Here is a 16,275-nt window from a genome sequence, read left to right as displayed (position 1 = left end):
GACACGACGTGACCCTGCTGGATTCGTCGCCGGCGATGCTGGACAAAGCCCAGCAACGACTCCAGCGGCTGCCCGGTGAGGCCCAGCGACGGGCCCTGGAACGCCGGTGGGATGACGCTCTGACGTCGTTCGACGCCAGGACCGAGATCGGGGTACTGGGAGTGCCGGGCCGCGCCGACACGGTGGAGGAACTCAGCGAACTCCCCACCTCACGGGGGGAGAGTCGGAAAACCCATGAGGACAGGCGCCGGCCTGGGGCCGGCGCCCTTGTGTTCAAGCGGTCGGCAGGCTGAGCTTCAGCCGGGCGGCGGCGCCGTGCAGGACCACGGCCAGGCCGTTGGCGAACCGGTCGCGGTCGGACTCGGCGCCGACGAGCCGGCCGATGACGTTGCGGGGATCGTCGCCGCCGAACAGCGCCTGGGTGTGCGGAAAGTTCCCGGTGGCGAGTTGGGCCTGGCCGAATCGGGCGGCCGCGTCGATCGCCTCCGGGTCCGAGGCGCTCGCGGTCGCCGACCGGAGTTCGGCGGCGCGCAACGCGTTGCCGTGCACATAGTCGTCGACCATGGCGAGAAGCGTGAACTTGCTGGACGGGTCCAGGTCGGTCCCGGCGAGGGCGGCCAGCGACTGTTCGAAGTGCCGCATGGCATTGGGTCCGGCGGGCGCGTTCTGCAGGAAGTGCAGTACCCAGGGGTGGCGCGACAGCACCTCCCAGGTGCGCGACGCGACCGCGGTGAGCGCGTCGTACCAGTGGGCGGGGAACTCGTCCGCCGGGATCAGCACCTCGGCCATGATCGCGTCGTCCATCAGCGCGATCAGTTCGTCTTTCGTGCGGACGTAGTAGTAGAGCGTCATGGTGCCGGCGTCCAGTTCGCTGGCGACCCGGCGCATCGACACCGCGGCGAACCCCTCGGCGTCGGCGATGGCCAGCGCGGTCGAGGCGATCTGGTCGCGGGTGAACTTCGGCCGGCGGGTGCCGGGCTCGGGGCGGGTCCAGATCAGTGCGGAGTCTTCCACGCTTGCCATTCGTACACCGTACCGCTAACGTTCTTGGTACGTCGTACGAACAACTCGTACCGAATACGAACAAGCGTCTGGAGGGTGTCATGACCGACGTCGAGGTACTGATCGTCGGATCCGGCCCGACCGGGCTCACCCTGGCGTGCACACTCGCGGAGCGGGGCGTCGGGTTCCGGATCGTCGATCGGGCGGAGGCATTCTTCGGCGGGTCGCGCGCCGACGGAATCCAGCCCCGCACCATGGAGGTCTTCGCCGACCTCGGGATCCTCGAACCGATCCTGGCCGCCGGTGACCTCGGCATCCAGATGCGCGCCTACCAGGGCGACAAGGTCGTCTGGGAGGGCCGGATGAGCGACCCGGTCGAACCGACGCCCTCGGTGCCGCACCCGAACATCTGGTTCGTGCCCCAGTTCCGCACTGAGGAGATCCTCCGCGAGCGGCTGGCCGGGCTCGGCGCGCGGGTGGAGCTGTCGACCCAACTGGTCGACTTCACGCAGGACGACGACGGCGTGACCGCGACCCTGGCCGTCGGTGGGCGGACCGAACAGGTGCGGGCCCGGTACCTGGTGGGCGCGGACGGCGGGCGCAGCACGGTACGCAAGCGACTGGGCATCGCCTTCCCCGGTGAGACCGACGAGAGCACGACGATGATGTTCGCCGACGCCCGGGTGGACGGCGTCACCCACGACCACGGCCGGATCTGGCAGGTCGGCGACAGCGGGGTCTCGGTGATGCCGCTGGCCGGGACCGAGCTGTTCGTCGTCGTGGCGCGGCCGCCGGAGAAGCCGGACGAGCCGGTCCTCGACTACCTGCGACGGACGGTCATCGAGGCGTCCGGCCGGCAGGACATCCTGGTACGCGAGGTGACCTGGCACACGACCTGGCGGTCCAACACCCGTCTGGCCGAGCGCTTCCGCGACGGTCGGGTCCTCCTGGCCGGCGATGCCGGACACGTGCATCCACCGACCGGCGGACAGGGGATGAACACCGGCATCCAGGACGGCTACAACCTCGGTTGGAAGCTCGCCGCCACGCTGGCCGGCGCCCCGGCCGTCCTGCTCGACAGCTACGAACCGGAACGGATGGCGGCGGCGCGCACCGCGCTGGACGTCGCGACGCACCTGCTGGAGAAGCACCGCCGCGGCGACGCCGACGCCCACGTGCGCGGCCCCGAGGTGCACGGGTTGACGCTGAACTACCGCGGCGGCCCGTTGTCCCGGGACGAGCGCGCCGACCCCGGCACCGTCCGGGCCGGCGACCGGGCGCCCGACGCACCCGTCACCGGGGCGGACGGCCGGGCGATCCGCCTGTTCGACCTGTTCCACGGTCCACATTGGACGTTACTGGCGTTCGGTGCCGCGCACGCACCCACGGTCGCGTCCCTGGGCGACCGGTTCGGCCCGGTCCTGCGCGCCCACACGGTGGTACGGCAGGGCGAGCCGGCGGACCAGGACGCGGTGGTCGACAGCGACGGGCACGCGCGGGCCGGGTACGACCTGACCGGCGACGCCCTGGTGCTCATCCGCCCGGACGGCTACGTCGGCCTGGTGGCAAGCCCCGGAAGCATCGAGCGGGTGACCGAGTATTGGGCCGCGCTGCACGGCGCACCCAGCCGTGAGACCCCGGCCGTCACGGGGTGAGCCGGCGCCCCTCCGGGTTGAGGTCGCGGACAGCCGGGTCGACGGGGCCTGTGCTCGCCTCCGCCAAAGCCCGGCTCCGGCTGTGCTCAGGCGGTAGTTCGCCGGATCGTCGATGCGGTAACGTTTCCCCGTGCCGGTGAGGCAAACCGGTGGAGCGGCGAAGGAGTGTCGGCATGGCCAAGGGATACTGGGTGACCGCGTACCGGTCGGTGTCGGATCCGGACAAGCTGGCGGCGTACGGCGCGCTGGCCGGTCCCGCCATCACGGCCGGCGGCGGTCGGTTCCTGGTTCGGGCCCCACACGCCACGCCGCACGATGCCGGGCTGGATCAGCGCACGGTGGTCGTCGAGTTCGACAGCCTCGAAGCCGCCAAGGCCACCCATGACAGCGAGGCGTACCAGGCGGCACTGGCCGTGCTGGGCGACGCGGTGGAGCGCGACTTCCGGATCGTCGAGGGAGTGGCCTGACGCGTCCGGTTCAACCGGCGGCTTCGGGAGGCTCCACGGCTACGATTCGCCGCCGGTCTTCGGCTCGACCGTGTAGTGGATGGTCTGCGCCACGATCCAGCCGTCCTCGATGACGTACGAGTCGACCCCGTCGCGTACCCGCGCCAGGTCGCTGTCGGCCGTCCACTCCAGCATGAAGACGCGTCCCTCGGCGAGCTGCCGGACGTACGTGTACCGCGCGTCCGGCACCTCCTCGGCCAGATACCGGGCCAATTGCCGGGCGCCCTCGCGACCGTGGAACACACCGCGCCGCTCCAGCACCACACACTCCGGCGACAGGTTGCGCTCGATGTCCTCCTCGAACCGGCCCTGCGCGGACAACCGGAGGTGGTCGTCGAACACCTCGGCCGGCGGGCGTGCCCGCGGATCGTCGACACCGTCGGATGCCACGGGTCCACTCTGCCAGAGCCCACCGGCCCGACAGCGGTGTTTCGCCCCGCTCCCCCGGCACGACGACGCCCCTCGGGGATCGGGATCAGGGTGACCCAGGGGTTCGCACCCGATGAGTAAGGGCCTCTCCGCGCGCCACATTGGCTGCGTGACCGCCTCCGCCGTACCCCGACGCCACCTGTCACCCCTGATCACCGTCTGCCTGCTGGCCGCCGCCTGGGGCTTGGTCTATTCGGTGTACCGCGGGTACTACGGGTTCGGCGGAACGGTCGGCATGATCGGCACGGTGAAGTCCACGGCCGAGTGGCGCACCCTCAACCTCACCGCCGCGGCCGTACTGATGGTGGCCGCGGTACTGCCGCTTCTCGCGCCGCTCGCCTCGCGACGGGCGCGGCTGCGGCCGGTACTGCTGGTGGTGTGCTGGATACTCGCGGTCGGCTGCGTCATGCACGGTCTGATCGACGACATGCAGCGGGTGCTCAGCCTGACCGTGGTGCGGCCGGTCAGCTACCCGGCCTCGCTCTGGGCGACGGTGGACACGCGCGCCGCCGACATCCAGGATCTCGCCTTCAACGAAACCTGGTTCCTCATCGAGGGTTTGCTGTGGGGCGCGCTCGGTTGGGTGGTGCTGGGCCCGTCGGGTACCCGGCGCCGGTGGGTCGGGTCGGCGCTGGCCGGGGTGGCGGCACTGACCGCGATCGGGATGCTGAGCGCATTCGGCGTGATCGGCCGGTTCGTCATCGGCTGACCCCGGCCCCGCCCGGTCGAGTTCGTACCCCGGATTTCCGGCCGGGCGAATCGCGACGGATCAGAGCGGCCCGGGCTGAGGAGAGTGGTGGGTGGGCTCGGCCGCCTGAGATTCGGTGGCTGCCCAGCCGGCGAGGAGCTTGAGCCGGTCTTCGATCGGCGAGGACCGAGGCGCGTCCGCCGCCGACGTCGCCACCGCCTGGGCCATCGCCAAGGGGACCACCCCGATCATCGGGGTCACGAAGGCGGGGCACATCGACGGGTTGGTCCGAACTCACGGCATCGAGCTCGCCGACGCGGAGATCGCGGAACTGGAGGCGCTGGCGGATGCTGCGGACGTCGACACGCGCGGCAGCTGGGAGCACGACATGTAGGAGTCGTCGGCGGACCGGAGGAGAGACCACGCGGGAGAGGAGTACGAAACTAGGACGCGCGGCGCCGTTGGGTTTGGCTCCGGTCCGGCCGTGGCGCGACGACGCGCCCGACCGAGAACTCCGGATCGCGAGAGTCCGCACACCATCCCAGGAGGGAACACAACCCGAGCACGATGAGGCCGAGGAGGAATCCCAACGGCACCAGCCAGTCGGTCACGGTTCGCTCCTCGGCCGGTGCGGCGAGCCGGTCGACCGCACCCCGATCATCGCGCCAGGTCGAGAGGTTCGGCGGCCACGAGGTCCAGCTCGTAGGTCTGGCCGATCAGATCCGTCCCGAAACTGCGGTGCGACTGCTCGGCGACGAGCTGAAACCCGGCCGCGCGGTAGATGCGGCCCGCCGACGTGAGCGGATCGTTGGTCCACAGCGTCATCCGCCGGTATCCGGCGTCGCGCGCGAAGCGAATGCACTCGTCGACGAGCAGCCGTCCGACACCCCGACCCCGGGCCGCCGGGTCGACAAGCAGGATGCGAAGCTGCGCGGTGGTCTCGTCCTTGGCCACGCAGAACACGCAACCCACCCGGTCTCCGTCCAGCTCGGCGATCCAGCCCGCGTCGCGTCGCGGGTCCCGCGAGCCCGCGTAGTCGGCGACGATCCGGGCCACGAGCGCCTCAAAGCTCGTGTCCCACCCGAACTCGCGTGCATAGATCTCGCCGTGCGCCATGACCACCCAGCCGAGATCTCCCGGCCGACCTACCTCACGGATGTTGACAGGACCGCTCACGATCACGATCTCCTCTACTGCGCTACTGAAACACTCGGTTCAGTGGCAAGATAGCACCATGAGCGATCCGGTGCGAGCCCCGTCAGCCCGCCAGCAAGAACTGCTGGAACTCGCGTACAAATATGCGCTGGAGCACGGTCTGGCGGAGCTGTCCCTGCGCCCCCTGGCGGCGGCGATCGGCTCGAGCCCTCGCGTGCTGCTGTTCCTGTTCGGTTCCAAGGACGACCTGATCCGCGCCCTGCTCGGACGCGCCCGCTCCAGCGAGCTGGCGATGCTCACCGACCTGCGCACCACCTATCCCGACGCTGACCTCGCCGCCGCGGCCACTCACCTGTGGCGGTGGCTGTCCGCCGCCGAGCACCGCGACCTGCTTCGCCTCTGGGTCGAGGGCTACGCGCGTTCTCTGGTCGAGCCGTCGGGGCCCTGGGCCGGCTTCGCGGCCAGCACGGTGCAGGACTGGCTCGACGTTCTCGCCGAGTACCAGCCCGCGCGCAGTCGACACGGCAGGCGGGCCGTCGCCCAACGCACCACCATCCTGGCCGTTCTGCGGGGCGCCCTGTTCGACCTGCTCGCGACCGGAGACGACGAGCGGGTGGGTGCGGCGGTCACCCGAGAGCTCGCGCACCAGACCCAGGGCTGATCCCTAGGATTCGGCAACGGCACCCAGACCAGGCGGGGTGCCTGGTCTGGGGACCTCAGACCAGGCACCGTGGACGCCGGTCTCCCCGGCGTCCACCACGCGTCAGGCCATACTCGCGCAGCGGATCCGCACCGGCGCGTCAGAAGGCGAGGCCGGCGGCGTTCGGCGACAGGTCTTCCGCGGAGCCCACGACGACCTGATCGGCGATCGACGCGTCGACGCGCAGGTTTACCGAGGTGTCGACGTGTCCGGCGAGGTTGACAATCCGCAGTTGCGATCCGGAGAGGTCATCGGCCCAGTGACGCACGATGAGGTGGTTGTCGTCGGCCCAACCGACGATGTCGTTTCTTCCCGACAGCCGGACGGTCTTCTGGACAGTGCCGGTATTCGCGTCGACGATCCGCGCCGGGGCGCCGCCGACCGGGTCGTCGTGTAGGGCGATCTGCGTCCCACGCGGAGAGAAGGCGTACTCGGACTGGAGTTCGGCCGTCGCGGGAACGCTGTGGGTCAGCATGCCGCCGCGGTTGTAGAAGCGAACCCCCGTCACCGGGTCGATCTGGCTTTCCTGACCGCCACTGTGCGAAACCGTGATCGCGACCTCCTGTCCGCTCGGTGCCCACACGAAGTCCAGTCCGGTGGAGTTGTCCTCGGTGAAGTCGACTTTGGCGAAACTCGCCTTCAGCGTTGCCGCGTCCACGATCGCGAACCCGGTGTCACTCAGGCGGGCGCGCACGGTGAACAGGATTTCGGTGCCGTCAGGCGACCAGGTGCCCTGCCCGGTGTAGGTGCTGATCCAGCGCACGTTTCCGGTGCCCGGATCGAGGATCCCGCTGCGCAGCGGGCTGGATGGCGTGTCGTCGCCGGTTCGGACCAGCACGCGCGTGCCGTCCGGGGACGGCAGCGCGCTGAGGTAGGGCAGCGAGACGTACGCGCCGGTCGCCTTGTCGAGCAGCAGCGATCGCGGTTTCGGCGACGCGTCGGTCGCCTGGAGTCCACTGTAGGCGGTCACGACCCACCGGTGGCCCGCCAAACCACCGCCAGGCTGCGCGCTGCGTCCCTGCGTCAGTTGAACTCCGACGGGCACGGTCGCGGCGGTCAGCACGACGGCCGCCGCGGCTGTGAAGGTGACGCGCAAACGGTGCTGCCGGCGGACACGGCGCACGACGGCAGGCCCGACACCGGTCGGAGGAGGTGCGCTACCGATACGTTCGAACGCATCGCGTAACGCCTGGTCCAGTTCTGTGTTCATCGGTGTGTCTCCGCTATCGCGAGGGTGTCGAGGTCAGGGCAGAGGATGCGAAGCCGGGCGAGCGCCCGTGCGATCTGACTGCGGACGGTCGTGGGTTTGCAGCCGAGGAGTTGCGCGATCTCGTCGTCCGGGAGGTCTTCGAGGTAGCGCAGCACGAGAACCGCACGGTGCTTGGGCGCGAGGCGGCGCAGCGCGTCCGACAGCGCCACGCTCAGGTCGACCCGCTCGGTGAGATCGGGTCCCAGCCGGTCGGGAACCTGATCGGTGCTCACCTCGCGGCCGTGTCTCGGCTGCCTCCACCAGCTGACCTGCTGGCGGTACATGGCTCGGCGCAGGTACGCGTCCGGCTCGCCGCGGATGTCCTTCCAGTGCCGCAACGCTTTCGTCAGCACCGTCTGGAGCAGATCCTCTGCCTGGTGGCGGTGACCGGTCATGGCGAGCGCCATGCGGAAGAGAGCGTGCGACCTGGCTTCGACGAAGGCGACGAAGTCCCGCTCCGTATCAGCGTCCACCCGGACCCCGCTCGGCGACGTCGGCCGGCACCCGGGTGTCCGCAAGCTGTTTACTCATGCCTACACAGACGCCTGCCGGAGCGCCGATGCTGCTTGCCGGTTCAGATTTGTGGTCCACTCACCTCTGCGGCGCCGGATGGTCGAGCCAGCCCGGCAGTTTCCCGCTGGTACGCAGTTGGTCCGTGCCAGCCACCCCGGCCAGGACGGCGCCCCCGACGACGGTGACGGCCACGGGCGGCAGGAGGACCATCGGCGGCGTCACCAGGATCAGCACGATCAACCAGCCCACCCGGGTCTTCGACAGCCGGCCGTCGTACGCGTACTCGAAGATCGTCCGGCCGGCCAGGAACAGGGCGGGGCCGCCGACGACGAGGCACGCCCAGGCGGCCGGCATGTGCCCGGTGGGCCGGGCGATGACGAGTTCGAAGCCGGCGGCGGCGGCCACCACACCGGCGACCATGACGGAGTGCGTATAGGGAGCCAGGCGGGGTCCCCTGCTCGGTCTGCGCCGGGACACCAGAACCGAGATCACCCCACCGGAGTACGCGTACAACTGCCACAGCAGCAGCGTCGTGGCGAAGGCCGCCAGGAGGGCGACGACCCGGGCCACGCCGAACCCGCCGTCCCTGCTGAAGATCAGCGCGGGCACCAGGATAAGGTCGCCGAGCGCCAGGATGATCACCTGCTGGTACCGCTCGGCGAAGTGCTCGCTGGTCTTGTCGTACTGCTCGAGCGGCACCCGACCGTGCCACGGCGTGGGGTAGCGGGTGGCGGCGGACAGAAAGTCGATCGCCAAGGCTCCGGCCCAGAGGGCGGCCCGTTCCGGGTTTCCGACGAAGACACCCACGATCCACGGGATCCCCGACACCCCGAACCAGAACAGAAACCGCGCCGCCCGGACCTGCACCACATAGTCGTGCAGCGCACTGACCAGCAGGATCCCCCGCAGGAGATGGATGCCCACGTACGCGCCCGCGAAGACTCCGGCGTGCTCCGCGAACGCCGAGGGTATCGCGATCGTCATCAGGGCGGCGCCGAGCATCGTGGTCGTGAGGACGGCTTCGATCGGCGCCTGCTCGGGGTCGTAGTAGTCGGTGAGCAGCGCCGTGATCGACCAGGTCCACCAGATCGCCATGACCAGCACCAGGGTTTGACCCACGCCGGTCCAGGTGAGATTGTGCGCGAGTCGTATCGACAGCAGCGCGAAGGCGGCAACGTAGACGAGATCGAAGAGCAGTTCGAGAAGCGTCGCCCGTTTCGGCGTGCGGGGATTGCGGACCAACCGAGTCGCATCCGTGCCTGTCATCGACCAGCCGTCCCGCATCGCGGCCCGGAAGGCCGCACTGTCACGCATCCGGTGAGATGACCGACGCCGTCGTCAAGCTAACCAGACCGGGCGGGCCCGCGTACCCGAAATCCGCCGGACCTACCCCTTCCGTGGCTCGCCCGTCGGATCCCCACTCCGCCGTGGCAGATACCAACCGAACTGCAATCCGTCCGTCACGTCGATGCCCAGCAGGATCGCGGTGGCGATCAGAGCGACGAACACGGGCGGCAGCAGCACCATCGCCGGACTCACCGCGACCAGCAGGGCCAACCAGGCCAGCCGACTCTTCGACACCAGGTCGAGCAGTATGTACTCGAAGATCGTCCGGCTGGCAACGAATACGGCCGGACCGCCGAGGATCACGAACACCCAGCTGACCGGGGTGTCACCGGTGGGCCGCCCGATGACGAGTTCGGAGCCGGCGACGGTGAGCACCACACCCGCCACCAGGAAGAAGTGAGTGTAGGGCGCCAGGCGGGAGCCAGACCCCCGACGCGACCGCTCTACCTCCAAGGAGGTCGCATCGGTCGAGTGCACGAACAGCTGCCACAGCAGGAGCGCCTTGGCGAACGCCCCCAGGAAGGCGACGATCCGGGGCAGGTCGAACCCGGTACCGCTGATTCTCAAAATCGGCACCAGGATGAGATCGCCGAGGGCCAGGATGATCACCTGCCGGTACCGTTCAACGAAGTGCTCGCCCGCCTTCTCGTACTGCACGACCGGCACCTGGCCGGGCCAGGGCCTGGGCGTGGGATACCGCGCCACGCTGGCGCCGACGTCGACCGATATCGCGACAGCCCACAGGATGAGCTGGGTCGTGGCGTCGACGAGGACGCCGGCGATCCACGCGATCCCGGCAACCATGAACCAGAACAGGAACCGCGCCGCCCGCGCGCGTGCCTCCGCGTGTGCCTCACCGCGCAGCGCGGCGATCAGCAGGATCCCCTTGACCAGGTGGATGCCCACGTACGCCCCCGCGAAGACCCCGGCGTGTCCGGTGAACGCCGACGGTGTCGCGACCGCCATCAGGGTCACGCCGAGCATCGTGGTGGTGACGATGGTCTGGATCGGTGCCCGCTCGGGATCGTAGAAGTTGGTGAGCAGCACGATGGACGTCCAGATCCACCAGATCGCCATGAGGATGACCAGGGTCCGGGCAGCCGCGAGCCAGCTCAGGTTCTCGGCGAGCCGCGTCGACGTCAACGCGAAGGCGGCCACGAAGACGACGTCGTAGAGCAGCTCCAGCAGAGTCGCCCGCTGTGGCGCGTCGGACCGACGAAGCAGCCGAGCCGTGGTTGCCATCGACCAGCCGTCCCCCGTCGCGCTCGGCGGCCGCGCCGAGGCAGGACCGCCCCCCACGATGGGCGCCCAGACGCCCCCTTCGCTCAGTTAAGCAGAGCAGGGCGGTCGCCACGCCCGAAAAGGGCGCGACCGGGCGCTGTCACCCGCACGATGATCGGGGCATGTCGGCCGAGTCACGCAGGTAACCGCCGAGCGGCGGCTGTGCGTTCTACGGGTGTGGGAAGCCGGCAGCAGGATTTCGCGGAGTTCTACCGCCGGTTCAAGGACGAGTGCCCTGTTTCTGGGCCTGGGCACCGAGCGGGGCCAGCCGGCGGGTGAGCCAGTCGGCCCCGGGTCAGACCGCGCGGAGGGCGGCGCGACGCGGACGGTGGCGAAGCCGATCGACCGCCGCCGCGGTCGCTTCGTCGGCGGGTAGCCAGACGACAAGCTGTTGGGCATCCGGGGTGGGGAGTTCGAGCGTTTCCCGGTCCCACCGCAGCCGCGCGGCGTGCGGATGGTTCATCGTGAGCGGCACCCGGGGCGGGGGCAGGTGACGGTGGAGTCGGCGGGTGAACTCGGCGCCCGCGACGGGTGCGAAGTCGGCCGTGAACCACTCGAAGCTCTCGGTGGACGGTCCGAGCCACAGGTTGAAGACCTGCTCGTCCGCTACCTGATGCCAGTCGTCGAAGGTGGTCCCGGCCTGTGGGTGGGTGAAGACGTACCTGGTGACGTTGGGTTCCCCGGCGTCCAGCAGCCCGGTGTCGCGCATGACGACGGCGAAGGTGTCGGTGTGGGCGAGCACATCGCCCAGCCGGTTGGTGACGAAGGCGACGCCAGGCTCAAGGAGTGTGAGGATCTGCCGCACGGCCGGGCGCACGGATCGCTCGGGCGGCCCGGGCCGCGAGTGACCGGCGCACGTGCCACCGCTGATTTTGGTGAGGTAGCGCAGATGGGTGCGTTCGGCCGCATCGAGGCTGAGCGCGTCGGCGAGGGCGATGACGATGGGATTGGACGGGTTGCGGTCGCGGCCCTGCTCGATCCTGGTGAGATACTCGACACTGATCCCGGCTCGTGCGGCCAGCTCTGAACGCCGTAGTCCCGGGGCGCGTCGTCGCTGGAGTGCCGGTAGCCCCAGATCCTCCGGCCGGATGCTGTCGCGCTTGGCCCGGATGAAGTCTCCCAACGGCGTACCCACGCGTCGAGCCTACGCCCCGATCGGCGCACCGGGCGGAGCGCAGGGTGGCCCTGCGGGGGCCAGCCTAAAGCCGGTCTGGCTGGCGACCGGAGGACGGAGGACCGTTCACGACATGGACGACAAGAGCAAGCTCACAATCATCATCGGCAGCGTCCGCGAGGGCAGGTTCGGGCCGGTCGTCGCCGCCTGGGTGGCCGATCACGCCCGGGCGCACGGCGGCTTCGAGGTCGACGTCGTCGATCTGGCCGACGCCGACATTCCGTTGTCTCTGCCTGCCGTGTCGCCGAAGTTCGCCGGTGACGACTACCCCCGACCCGAGGGCATGAAAGAACTCACCAGGAAGCTGACCGACGCGGACGCCTTCGTCATCGTCACGCCCGAGTACAACCACAGCTACCCCGCCTCGCTGAAGGCGCTCATCGACTGGCACTTCACGCAGTGGACGGCCAAGCCGGTCGCGTTCGTGAGCTACGGCGGCGCGGCCGGAGGCCGGCACGCGGTACTTCATCTGGAGAACGTACTCACCGAACTCCACGCGGTGACCATCCGGGACGGGCTCGCCTTCTCGAACTACTTCACCGCCTGGCAGGACGGTGCGCCGATCGACGGCGCGGCGGCCGGCTACGCCAAGACTCTGCTGGAACAGCTCTCCTGGTGGGCGAGTGCCCTGCGGTCCGCCCGGGCCGCCGCGCCGTACCCGGGCTGAACACGAGTCGCCATGACCGGGATGGGAACCGACGGCGGTCCGGAGACGTCCACCTTGTCATGAGACTGCTGTTGGTCGCGGTGGCCGTGCTCGCGCTCGGTGGCTGTGCCGGGCCGGGCGCCGATGGTCAGAGTTCGGGTACGGCGCCGCTGCGGGGTTTCGGCGTCGAGGTCGACCAGGCCGTCGCGCCGCTCGTGACAACGGTGCACCTGACGACGTGCGGCTCGTGGGGCTGCTACGAGCAGGACGTGCCGCTGTTCGTCTCCGGCCCGACCAGCGCCCTGCCCTGCCCGTCGCGGTCGGCCGAGCCCGATGCGGCGTGCGGGATCGCGCGCGTACCGGGCCCCGGCCCCGGGTACGGCTACGCACCGGTACCCGCATTGACGGTGGACGACGTCACCGTGACGGTGACGACCCCGTCCGGCGCACCGTTTCCGGTCAACGCCAAGGTGGTGGTACACCCGTCGACCGTGTGCCCGGACGCACCGGGCCGGCCGGGCCACGCGACGGTGCCGGACGCCCGGCCAAGCTGCCCCGGTGGTGCGCCGCAGGCCAGGCTGCGCATCGCCGCCGATGGCACCGTCAGCCAATCTTCGTAGGGTCGCTAGCGTCCGAGCGGACGTGCTCCCTCCCGCCGTGAACGTCCGATGCGCAGGTCCGGGACGAGGATCAGCAGCCCGAGGAGAACCGGGCCGACCACAACGGATGCCAGCAGCGGAGGCACCCTGACGAGGACCGGGGTCAGCCCTCCCAGTACCGCGATGGCGATGGGGCGCGGTGCGGACACGTAGCCGAACACCAGGTACCCGAACACGGTGCGGCCGGCCAGGAACAGGGCGGGCCCGCCGGCGATGACCGCGACCCAGGACCATCGTGGGTGTGCGTAGGGGTGCGCGATCGTGATCTCGAAGCCCACCGAGGTGATCATGATGCTGAACACCATGACGAGGTGGCACCAGTCGAGCCGGTGCGCGGGCACCCACCGGTCGGGTCCGGCGGCCAGGTAGGAGACCATTCGCTCGCCGGACTGGTACGTGTAGATCCGCCAGAGGACGGCGGTCGTGGCGAAGGTGACCGTCAGCGCGCCGATCCGTCCGGTGGCGACACCCCCGGAGGTGGTCACGTAGGTCGATCCCATGGTCAGCACGGCTTCGCCGATGACGATGATGATGATCTGGCGGAACCGCTCCGCCTGGTGCTCCGGCGAGAACGGCCAGTCCGACTGTGGCGAGCGACCCAGCCCGGGGGTGTACCAGTGCAGCTGGGAGCCCAGGTATTCGAGGACCACCGCGAGTGTCCACAGCAGCGCCCGGGTGGTGCCGTGGGTCAGCGCACCGACGATCCAGGGCGGGGTGGAGGCGCCGAACCAGAACACCAACCGGATCGGTCTGGTGTCCCGGGGATGGGGCCGTAGCGCCAGGAACAGCACGGCGGCACGCCCCAGTTGGACGGCGAGGTTGGTGCCGGCGAAGACCAGGCCACTGCGCTGGAACGCCGACGGCAGCACACAGGCCATCACCAACGTGCCGAACATCGCGGCGATGAGCATGAGGATGAACGCCGGGTGGTGAAGATCATATACGTCGCCGGTGCTGACCGTGAGAATCCAGACCCGCCACAGCGTCAGTGCCAGCAGCAGCACCTGAAAGGCCCCGGCCCAGGTGAGGTGCGCGGCCAGCGTCGCGGACAGCTGGGTGAGGGCGAAGACGAACACCAGATCGAAAAACAGCTCCAGCAGCGTGGACCGGGTCAGCGCCTCGCTGCCGCGCAACCGCTGCGCCTCGGATGCCTCGTCCGCTCCGCCCACGCTGGAACAAACGGCGCTTCCGGCACGGGGATACGTCCGGCCACCGGAACGTGAGCCTCCCGCTCCTCCGCTTGGGCGGCGCGGTGGTGCCGGGTACCCGACGGCGGGTACCCGGCACCCTTTCACATTTTCGACGCTACTTCAGGCCGTACGCGTGGATGATGGTCTGCTCCACGGTGTTGCCCGCCGAGTCGGTCGCGCTGGCCCGCAACGAGGCGAACCCGCTGGCCGGCTGGTTGACCGTGGCGGTCCAGCCGTCCTTGGTGTTGCTCAGCGCGGCTGTCTGCCAGGTCTTGCCGTCGTCGTAGGACACATCGACGCTCAGCTTCTTCACCGTGGCCGAGCCGCTGCCGGGCTGGTGCCCTACGGCCACCGGAATGGTGAATCGGCCGCCCGGCGCCCGGTTGCTGGCGTCCAGCTTCGGCGTGAACCGCACCGCCATGACCGGCATCGGGGCGAACCCGGTGCCGCTGACGTGTCCGGAAGGGAATGTCCATGCCGCCTTGACCGTGCTGCTCAGCCCGCTGAAGCCCGACCGGGTCGCCTGGGTCTCCACCCGGTACCGCGCGGCATCCGCCGGCAGCGTGAACTCACCACCGGGGACGGGTTCCTGGGCGATCTGGGTTCCGTTGCGGTACACGGTGACCAGTCCGGAGTCGTACATCGACCCTCCACTGTGGCCGGAGGAGTCACTGAACAACGGGGGATCCACGATGAGCGTGTCGCCCTGGCGGGTGACGAAGTCGAACGGGAAGTTCGGCGTCGGGAAGGCCGGACCGAACGGACCGGTGTTCCACTGCTCCTGGTACTTCCGGTTCGGCTCGTACGTCACCGTCGAAGTGAGAACCGCGTCGGTCACCGGCCAGCCGTCCGCCCCGTTCGTGCCCGTGTCGAGTTCGTTGTTCCAGGTCGCCTTGTTCAAATAGCGGGTGATGGTGTCCGGCAGGCTCACCAGAATCCCTGCCGACCAGCCGCCCACACCCAACGGAGACTGTGCGCCCTCGAACAGGTAGTTCGCGTCGTCGCCGGGTTGAACTGCCCCGAGGTCGGTGTGCACGGTCGCCAGGTCCCTCTTGGCGTAGTGCTTCACGAACCCGGTGGGCAGGCCGCCGGCCGGGAACTCGGCGACCCCGTAGAGATAGGGCGTACCGGTCGGAGTGCCGTCCGCGTCCAGCTTGGTGAACTCGCTGGAAATGTTGCCGCGCAGTTCCGTGGCCGGCAGGCTCGGCCCGATCTGCGCGGTGGTGATGCCGTCGAAGGTATCGCCCAGGGCGCCCGAGCTCACTCCGGTGGCCGGGGTGATGTGGTCGTAGCCGACGGACGCCAAGATGGAAGACACCGTGGCATCCGGCACAGTGACGTCGATCGGCTTGGCGATCCGGGCGTCGAAGGTGACGTGGGTGTCAGCGGTGAGGTTGAGCCCCGGCTCGGCGACCATCGCCAGATCCGGATACTCGCCGCCGGTGTCGGTGTAGATGCTGGATCCCAGGTCGTAATGGCCCTTGGGTACCCGCAGCGTCACGGTCCCGGACGGGTCGAACGGGAACGCGGACACGTTCGCGTTGTCCGCGTCGGTACCCAACAGGAGAGCGCCGTAGTCCGTGGAGGGGGCGCCCTTGCTGTCCACGAAGCTGATGGTCAGGTTGTAGCTTTCCACCTCCTTGTCGACGCCGACCGGCGTGCTGACCTGCACACCGCCGGCGGTGGCCAGCAACTCGCCGGAGTAACGGCCGTCCGGCCCGGCGACCCGGGTGTCCACGGTGAGCGTGACCTGCGCCTGACCACCCGCCGGCACCGTGACCTGGTTGGCACTGAGGCTGAACATGCCGGCCGCCGGTGCCGCACCACCCGGACCACTCACGCCCAGGGCGAGGTTCAGCGTCACGGCGGCACCACCGGCGTTGTGGTACGTCACGGTCTTCGTGACCGGCTGGTCATCGGCGTGCGGCCACTGCTGCAACCCCAGCGACACGCTGGCCGGATCGCTGGTAACCGACTGACCGATCGCCCGACCGACATCGACCCGGCCGGCACCCTGCTGATACCCGGTCAGATCCGGATTCGGCTTCGCCGAACCCATCAGCGCCGCCTTGAACTGCGCC

General features: G+C 69.6%; 16 protein-coding genes and 1 pseudogene. 7 read left to right on the top strand and 10 right to left on the bottom strand.

Annotated features, from left to right (window positions below; all coding sequences use genetic code 11):
• Nucleotides 1–273: 273 nt before the first annotated feature.
• A complete protein-coding gene (locus tag Raf01_RS39065; protein WP_203923152.1) occupies nucleotides 274–1,023 on the bottom strand; it encodes a TetR/AcrR family transcriptional regulator in 750 nt (249 codons plus the stop codon).
• Between the two features lie 80 nt (nucleotides 1,024–1,103).
• On the opposite strand from Raf01_RS39065, the gene Raf01_RS39060 reads away from it, so the two are divergent.
• Nucleotides 1,104–2,657, top strand: coding sequence for an FAD-dependent monooxygenase (locus Raf01_RS39060; RefSeq protein WP_203923151.1), 1,554 nt, complete (start codon nucleotides 1,104–1,106; stop codon nucleotides 2,655–2,657).
• Nucleotides 2,658–2,830: 173 nt separating this feature from the next.
• Nucleotides 2,831–3,124, top strand: a complete 294-nt coding sequence (locus tag Raf01_RS39055; protein WP_203923150.1) for a DUF1330 domain-containing protein — start codon at nucleotides 2,831–2,833, stop codon at nucleotides 3,122–3,124.
• A 39-nt stretch (nucleotides 3,125–3,163) separates the two neighbouring features.
• Here the strand turns inward: Raf01_RS39055 and Raf01_RS39050 are convergent, their stop codons facing one another.
• A complete protein-coding gene (locus tag Raf01_RS39050; RefSeq protein ID WP_203923149.1) occupies nucleotides 3,164–3,553 on the bottom strand; it encodes a nuclear transport factor 2 family protein in 390 nt (129 codons plus the stop codon).
• A 148-nt stretch (nucleotides 3,554–3,701) separates the two neighbouring features.
• On the opposite strand from Raf01_RS39050, the gene Raf01_RS39045 reads away from it, so the two are divergent.
• The gene (locus Raf01_RS39045) at nucleotides 3,702–4,301 is read left to right on the top strand and encodes a DUF3995 domain-containing protein (RefSeq protein WP_203923148.1); all 600 of its coding nucleotides are present in this window, start codon (nucleotides 3,702–3,704) and stop codon (nucleotides 4,299–4,301) included.
• Nucleotides 4,302–4,440: 139 nt separating this feature from the next.
• Nucleotides 4,441–4,674: an aldo/keto reductase gene (locus Raf01_RS39040; protein WP_239134311.1), complete on the top strand. Its 234-nt coding sequence runs from the start codon at nucleotides 4,441–4,443 to the stop codon at nucleotides 4,672–4,674.
• A gap of 263 nt (nucleotides 4,675–4,937) precedes the next feature.
• Here the strand turns inward: Raf01_RS39040 and Raf01_RS39035 are convergent, their stop codons facing one another.
• Complete coding sequence (locus Raf01_RS39035; protein WP_203923147.1) at nucleotides 4,938–5,456, bottom strand: GNAT family N-acetyltransferase; 519 nt, start codon at nucleotides 5,454–5,456, stop codon at nucleotides 4,938–4,940.
• A gap of 58 nt (nucleotides 5,457–5,514) precedes the next feature.
• Between Raf01_RS39035 and Raf01_RS39030 the strand changes: the two genes are divergently transcribed.
• Complete coding sequence (locus Raf01_RS39030; protein ID WP_203923146.1) at nucleotides 5,515–6,096, top strand: TetR family transcriptional regulator; 582 nt, start codon at nucleotides 5,515–5,517, stop codon at nucleotides 6,094–6,096.
• 139 nt (nucleotides 6,097–6,235) lie between these two features.
• On the opposite strand, the gene Raf01_RS39025 is transcribed toward Raf01_RS39030, so the two are convergent.
• The 5 genes from Raf01_RS39025 to Raf01_RS39005 form a co-directional block, all read right to left on the bottom strand.
• Nucleotides 6,236–7,105, bottom strand: a complete 870-nt coding sequence (locus tag Raf01_RS39025) for a TolB-like translocation protein (protein ID WP_203923145.1) — start codon at nucleotides 7,103–7,105, stop codon at nucleotides 6,236–6,238.
• A gap of 236 nt (nucleotides 7,106–7,341) precedes the next feature.
• Nucleotides 7,342–7,857: a SigE family RNA polymerase sigma factor gene (locus tag Raf01_RS39020; protein WP_203923144.1), complete on the bottom strand. Its 516-nt coding sequence runs from the start codon at nucleotides 7,855–7,857 to the stop codon at nucleotides 7,342–7,344.
• 118 nt (nucleotides 7,858–7,975) lie between these two features.
• Complete coding sequence (locus Raf01_RS39015) at nucleotides 7,976–9,211, bottom strand: low temperature requirement protein A (RefSeq protein WP_203923143.1); 1,236 nt, start codon at nucleotides 9,209–9,211, stop codon at nucleotides 7,976–7,978.
• Between the two features lie 72 nt (nucleotides 9,212–9,283).
• The gene (locus Raf01_RS39010) at nucleotides 9,284–10,486 is read right to left on the bottom strand and encodes a low temperature requirement protein A (protein ID WP_203923142.1); all 1,203 of its coding nucleotides are present in this window, start codon (nucleotides 10,484–10,486) and stop codon (nucleotides 9,284–9,286) included.
• 334 nt (nucleotides 10,487–10,820) lie between these two features.
• Nucleotides 10,821–11,660, bottom strand: coding sequence for a helix-turn-helix domain-containing protein (locus Raf01_RS39005; RefSeq protein WP_203923141.1), 840 nt, complete (start codon nucleotides 11,658–11,660; stop codon nucleotides 10,821–10,823).
• Between the two features lie 112 nt (nucleotides 11,661–11,772).
• Between Raf01_RS39005 and Raf01_RS39000 the strand changes: the two genes are divergently transcribed.
• Together Raf01_RS39000 and Raf01_RS38995 are read left to right on the top strand one after the other, a co-directional pair.
• Nucleotides 11,773–12,366, top strand: coding sequence for an NADPH-dependent FMN reductase (locus tag Raf01_RS39000; RefSeq protein WP_203923140.1), 594 nt, complete (start codon nucleotides 11,773–11,775; stop codon nucleotides 12,364–12,366).
• 59 nt (nucleotides 12,367–12,425) lie between these two features.
• Nucleotides 12,426–12,965: a hypothetical protein gene (locus Raf01_RS38995; RefSeq protein ID WP_203923139.1), complete on the top strand. Its 540-nt coding sequence runs from the start codon at nucleotides 12,426–12,428 to the stop codon at nucleotides 12,963–12,965.
• A 5-nt stretch (nucleotides 12,966–12,970) separates the two neighbouring features.
• On the opposite strand, the gene Raf01_RS38990 is transcribed toward Raf01_RS38995, so the two are convergent.
• Together Raf01_RS38990 and Raf01_RS38985 are read right to left on the bottom strand one after the other, a co-directional pair.
• Entirely contained in the window at nucleotides 12,971–14,173 is a 1,203-nt protein-coding gene (locus Raf01_RS38990; protein WP_203923138.1) for a low temperature requirement protein A, read from the bottom strand.
• Between the two features lie 136 nt (nucleotides 14,174–14,309).
• Nucleotides 14,310–16,275, bottom strand: a pseudogene (locus Raf01_RS38985) (S8 family serine peptidase); the annotation flags it as partial.

The organism is Rugosimonospora africana, assembly GCF_016862975.1.
Lineage (GTDB): Bacteria > Actinomycetota > Actinomycetes > Mycobacteriales > Micromonosporaceae > Rugosimonospora > Rugosimonospora africana.
The sequence above is the reverse complement of the archived record's forward strand: the minus strand, read 5'-3'. Positions and strand labels throughout refer to the sequence as shown.

Excerpts from the sequence above, each read along its gene's own strand:
- Raf01_RS39065 (WP_203923152.1), bottom strand. The coding sequence starts at position 1,023 with ATGGCAAGCGTGGAAGACTCCGCACTGATCTGGACCCGCCCCGAGCCC.
- Raf01_RS39060 (WP_203923151.1), top strand. The coding sequence starts at position 1,104 with ATGACCGACGTCGAGGTACTGATCGTCGGATCCGGCCCGACCGGGCTC.
- Raf01_RS39055 (WP_203923150.1), top strand. The coding sequence starts at position 2,831 with ATGGCCAAGGGATACTGGGTGACCGCGTACCGGTCGGTGTCGGATCCG.
- Raf01_RS39030 (WP_203923146.1), top strand. The coding sequence starts at position 5,515 with ATGAGCGATCCGGTGCGAGCCCCGTCAGCCCGCCAGCAAGAACTGCTG.
- Raf01_RS39015 (WP_203923143.1), bottom strand. The coding sequence starts at position 9,211 with ATGCGTGACAGTGCGGCCTTCCGGGCCGCGATGCGGGACGGCTGGTCG.
- Raf01_RS39010 (WP_203923142.1), bottom strand. The coding sequence starts at position 10,486 with ATGGCAACCACGGCTCGGCTGCTTCGTCGGTCCGACGCGCCACAGCGG.
- Raf01_RS39000 (WP_203923140.1), top strand. The coding sequence starts at position 11,773 with ATGGACGACAAGAGCAAGCTCACAATCATCATCGGCAGCGTCCGCGAG.
- Raf01_RS38995 (WP_203923139.1), top strand. The coding sequence starts at position 12,426 with ATGAGACTGCTGTTGGTCGCGGTGGCCGTGCTCGCGCTCGGTGGCTGT.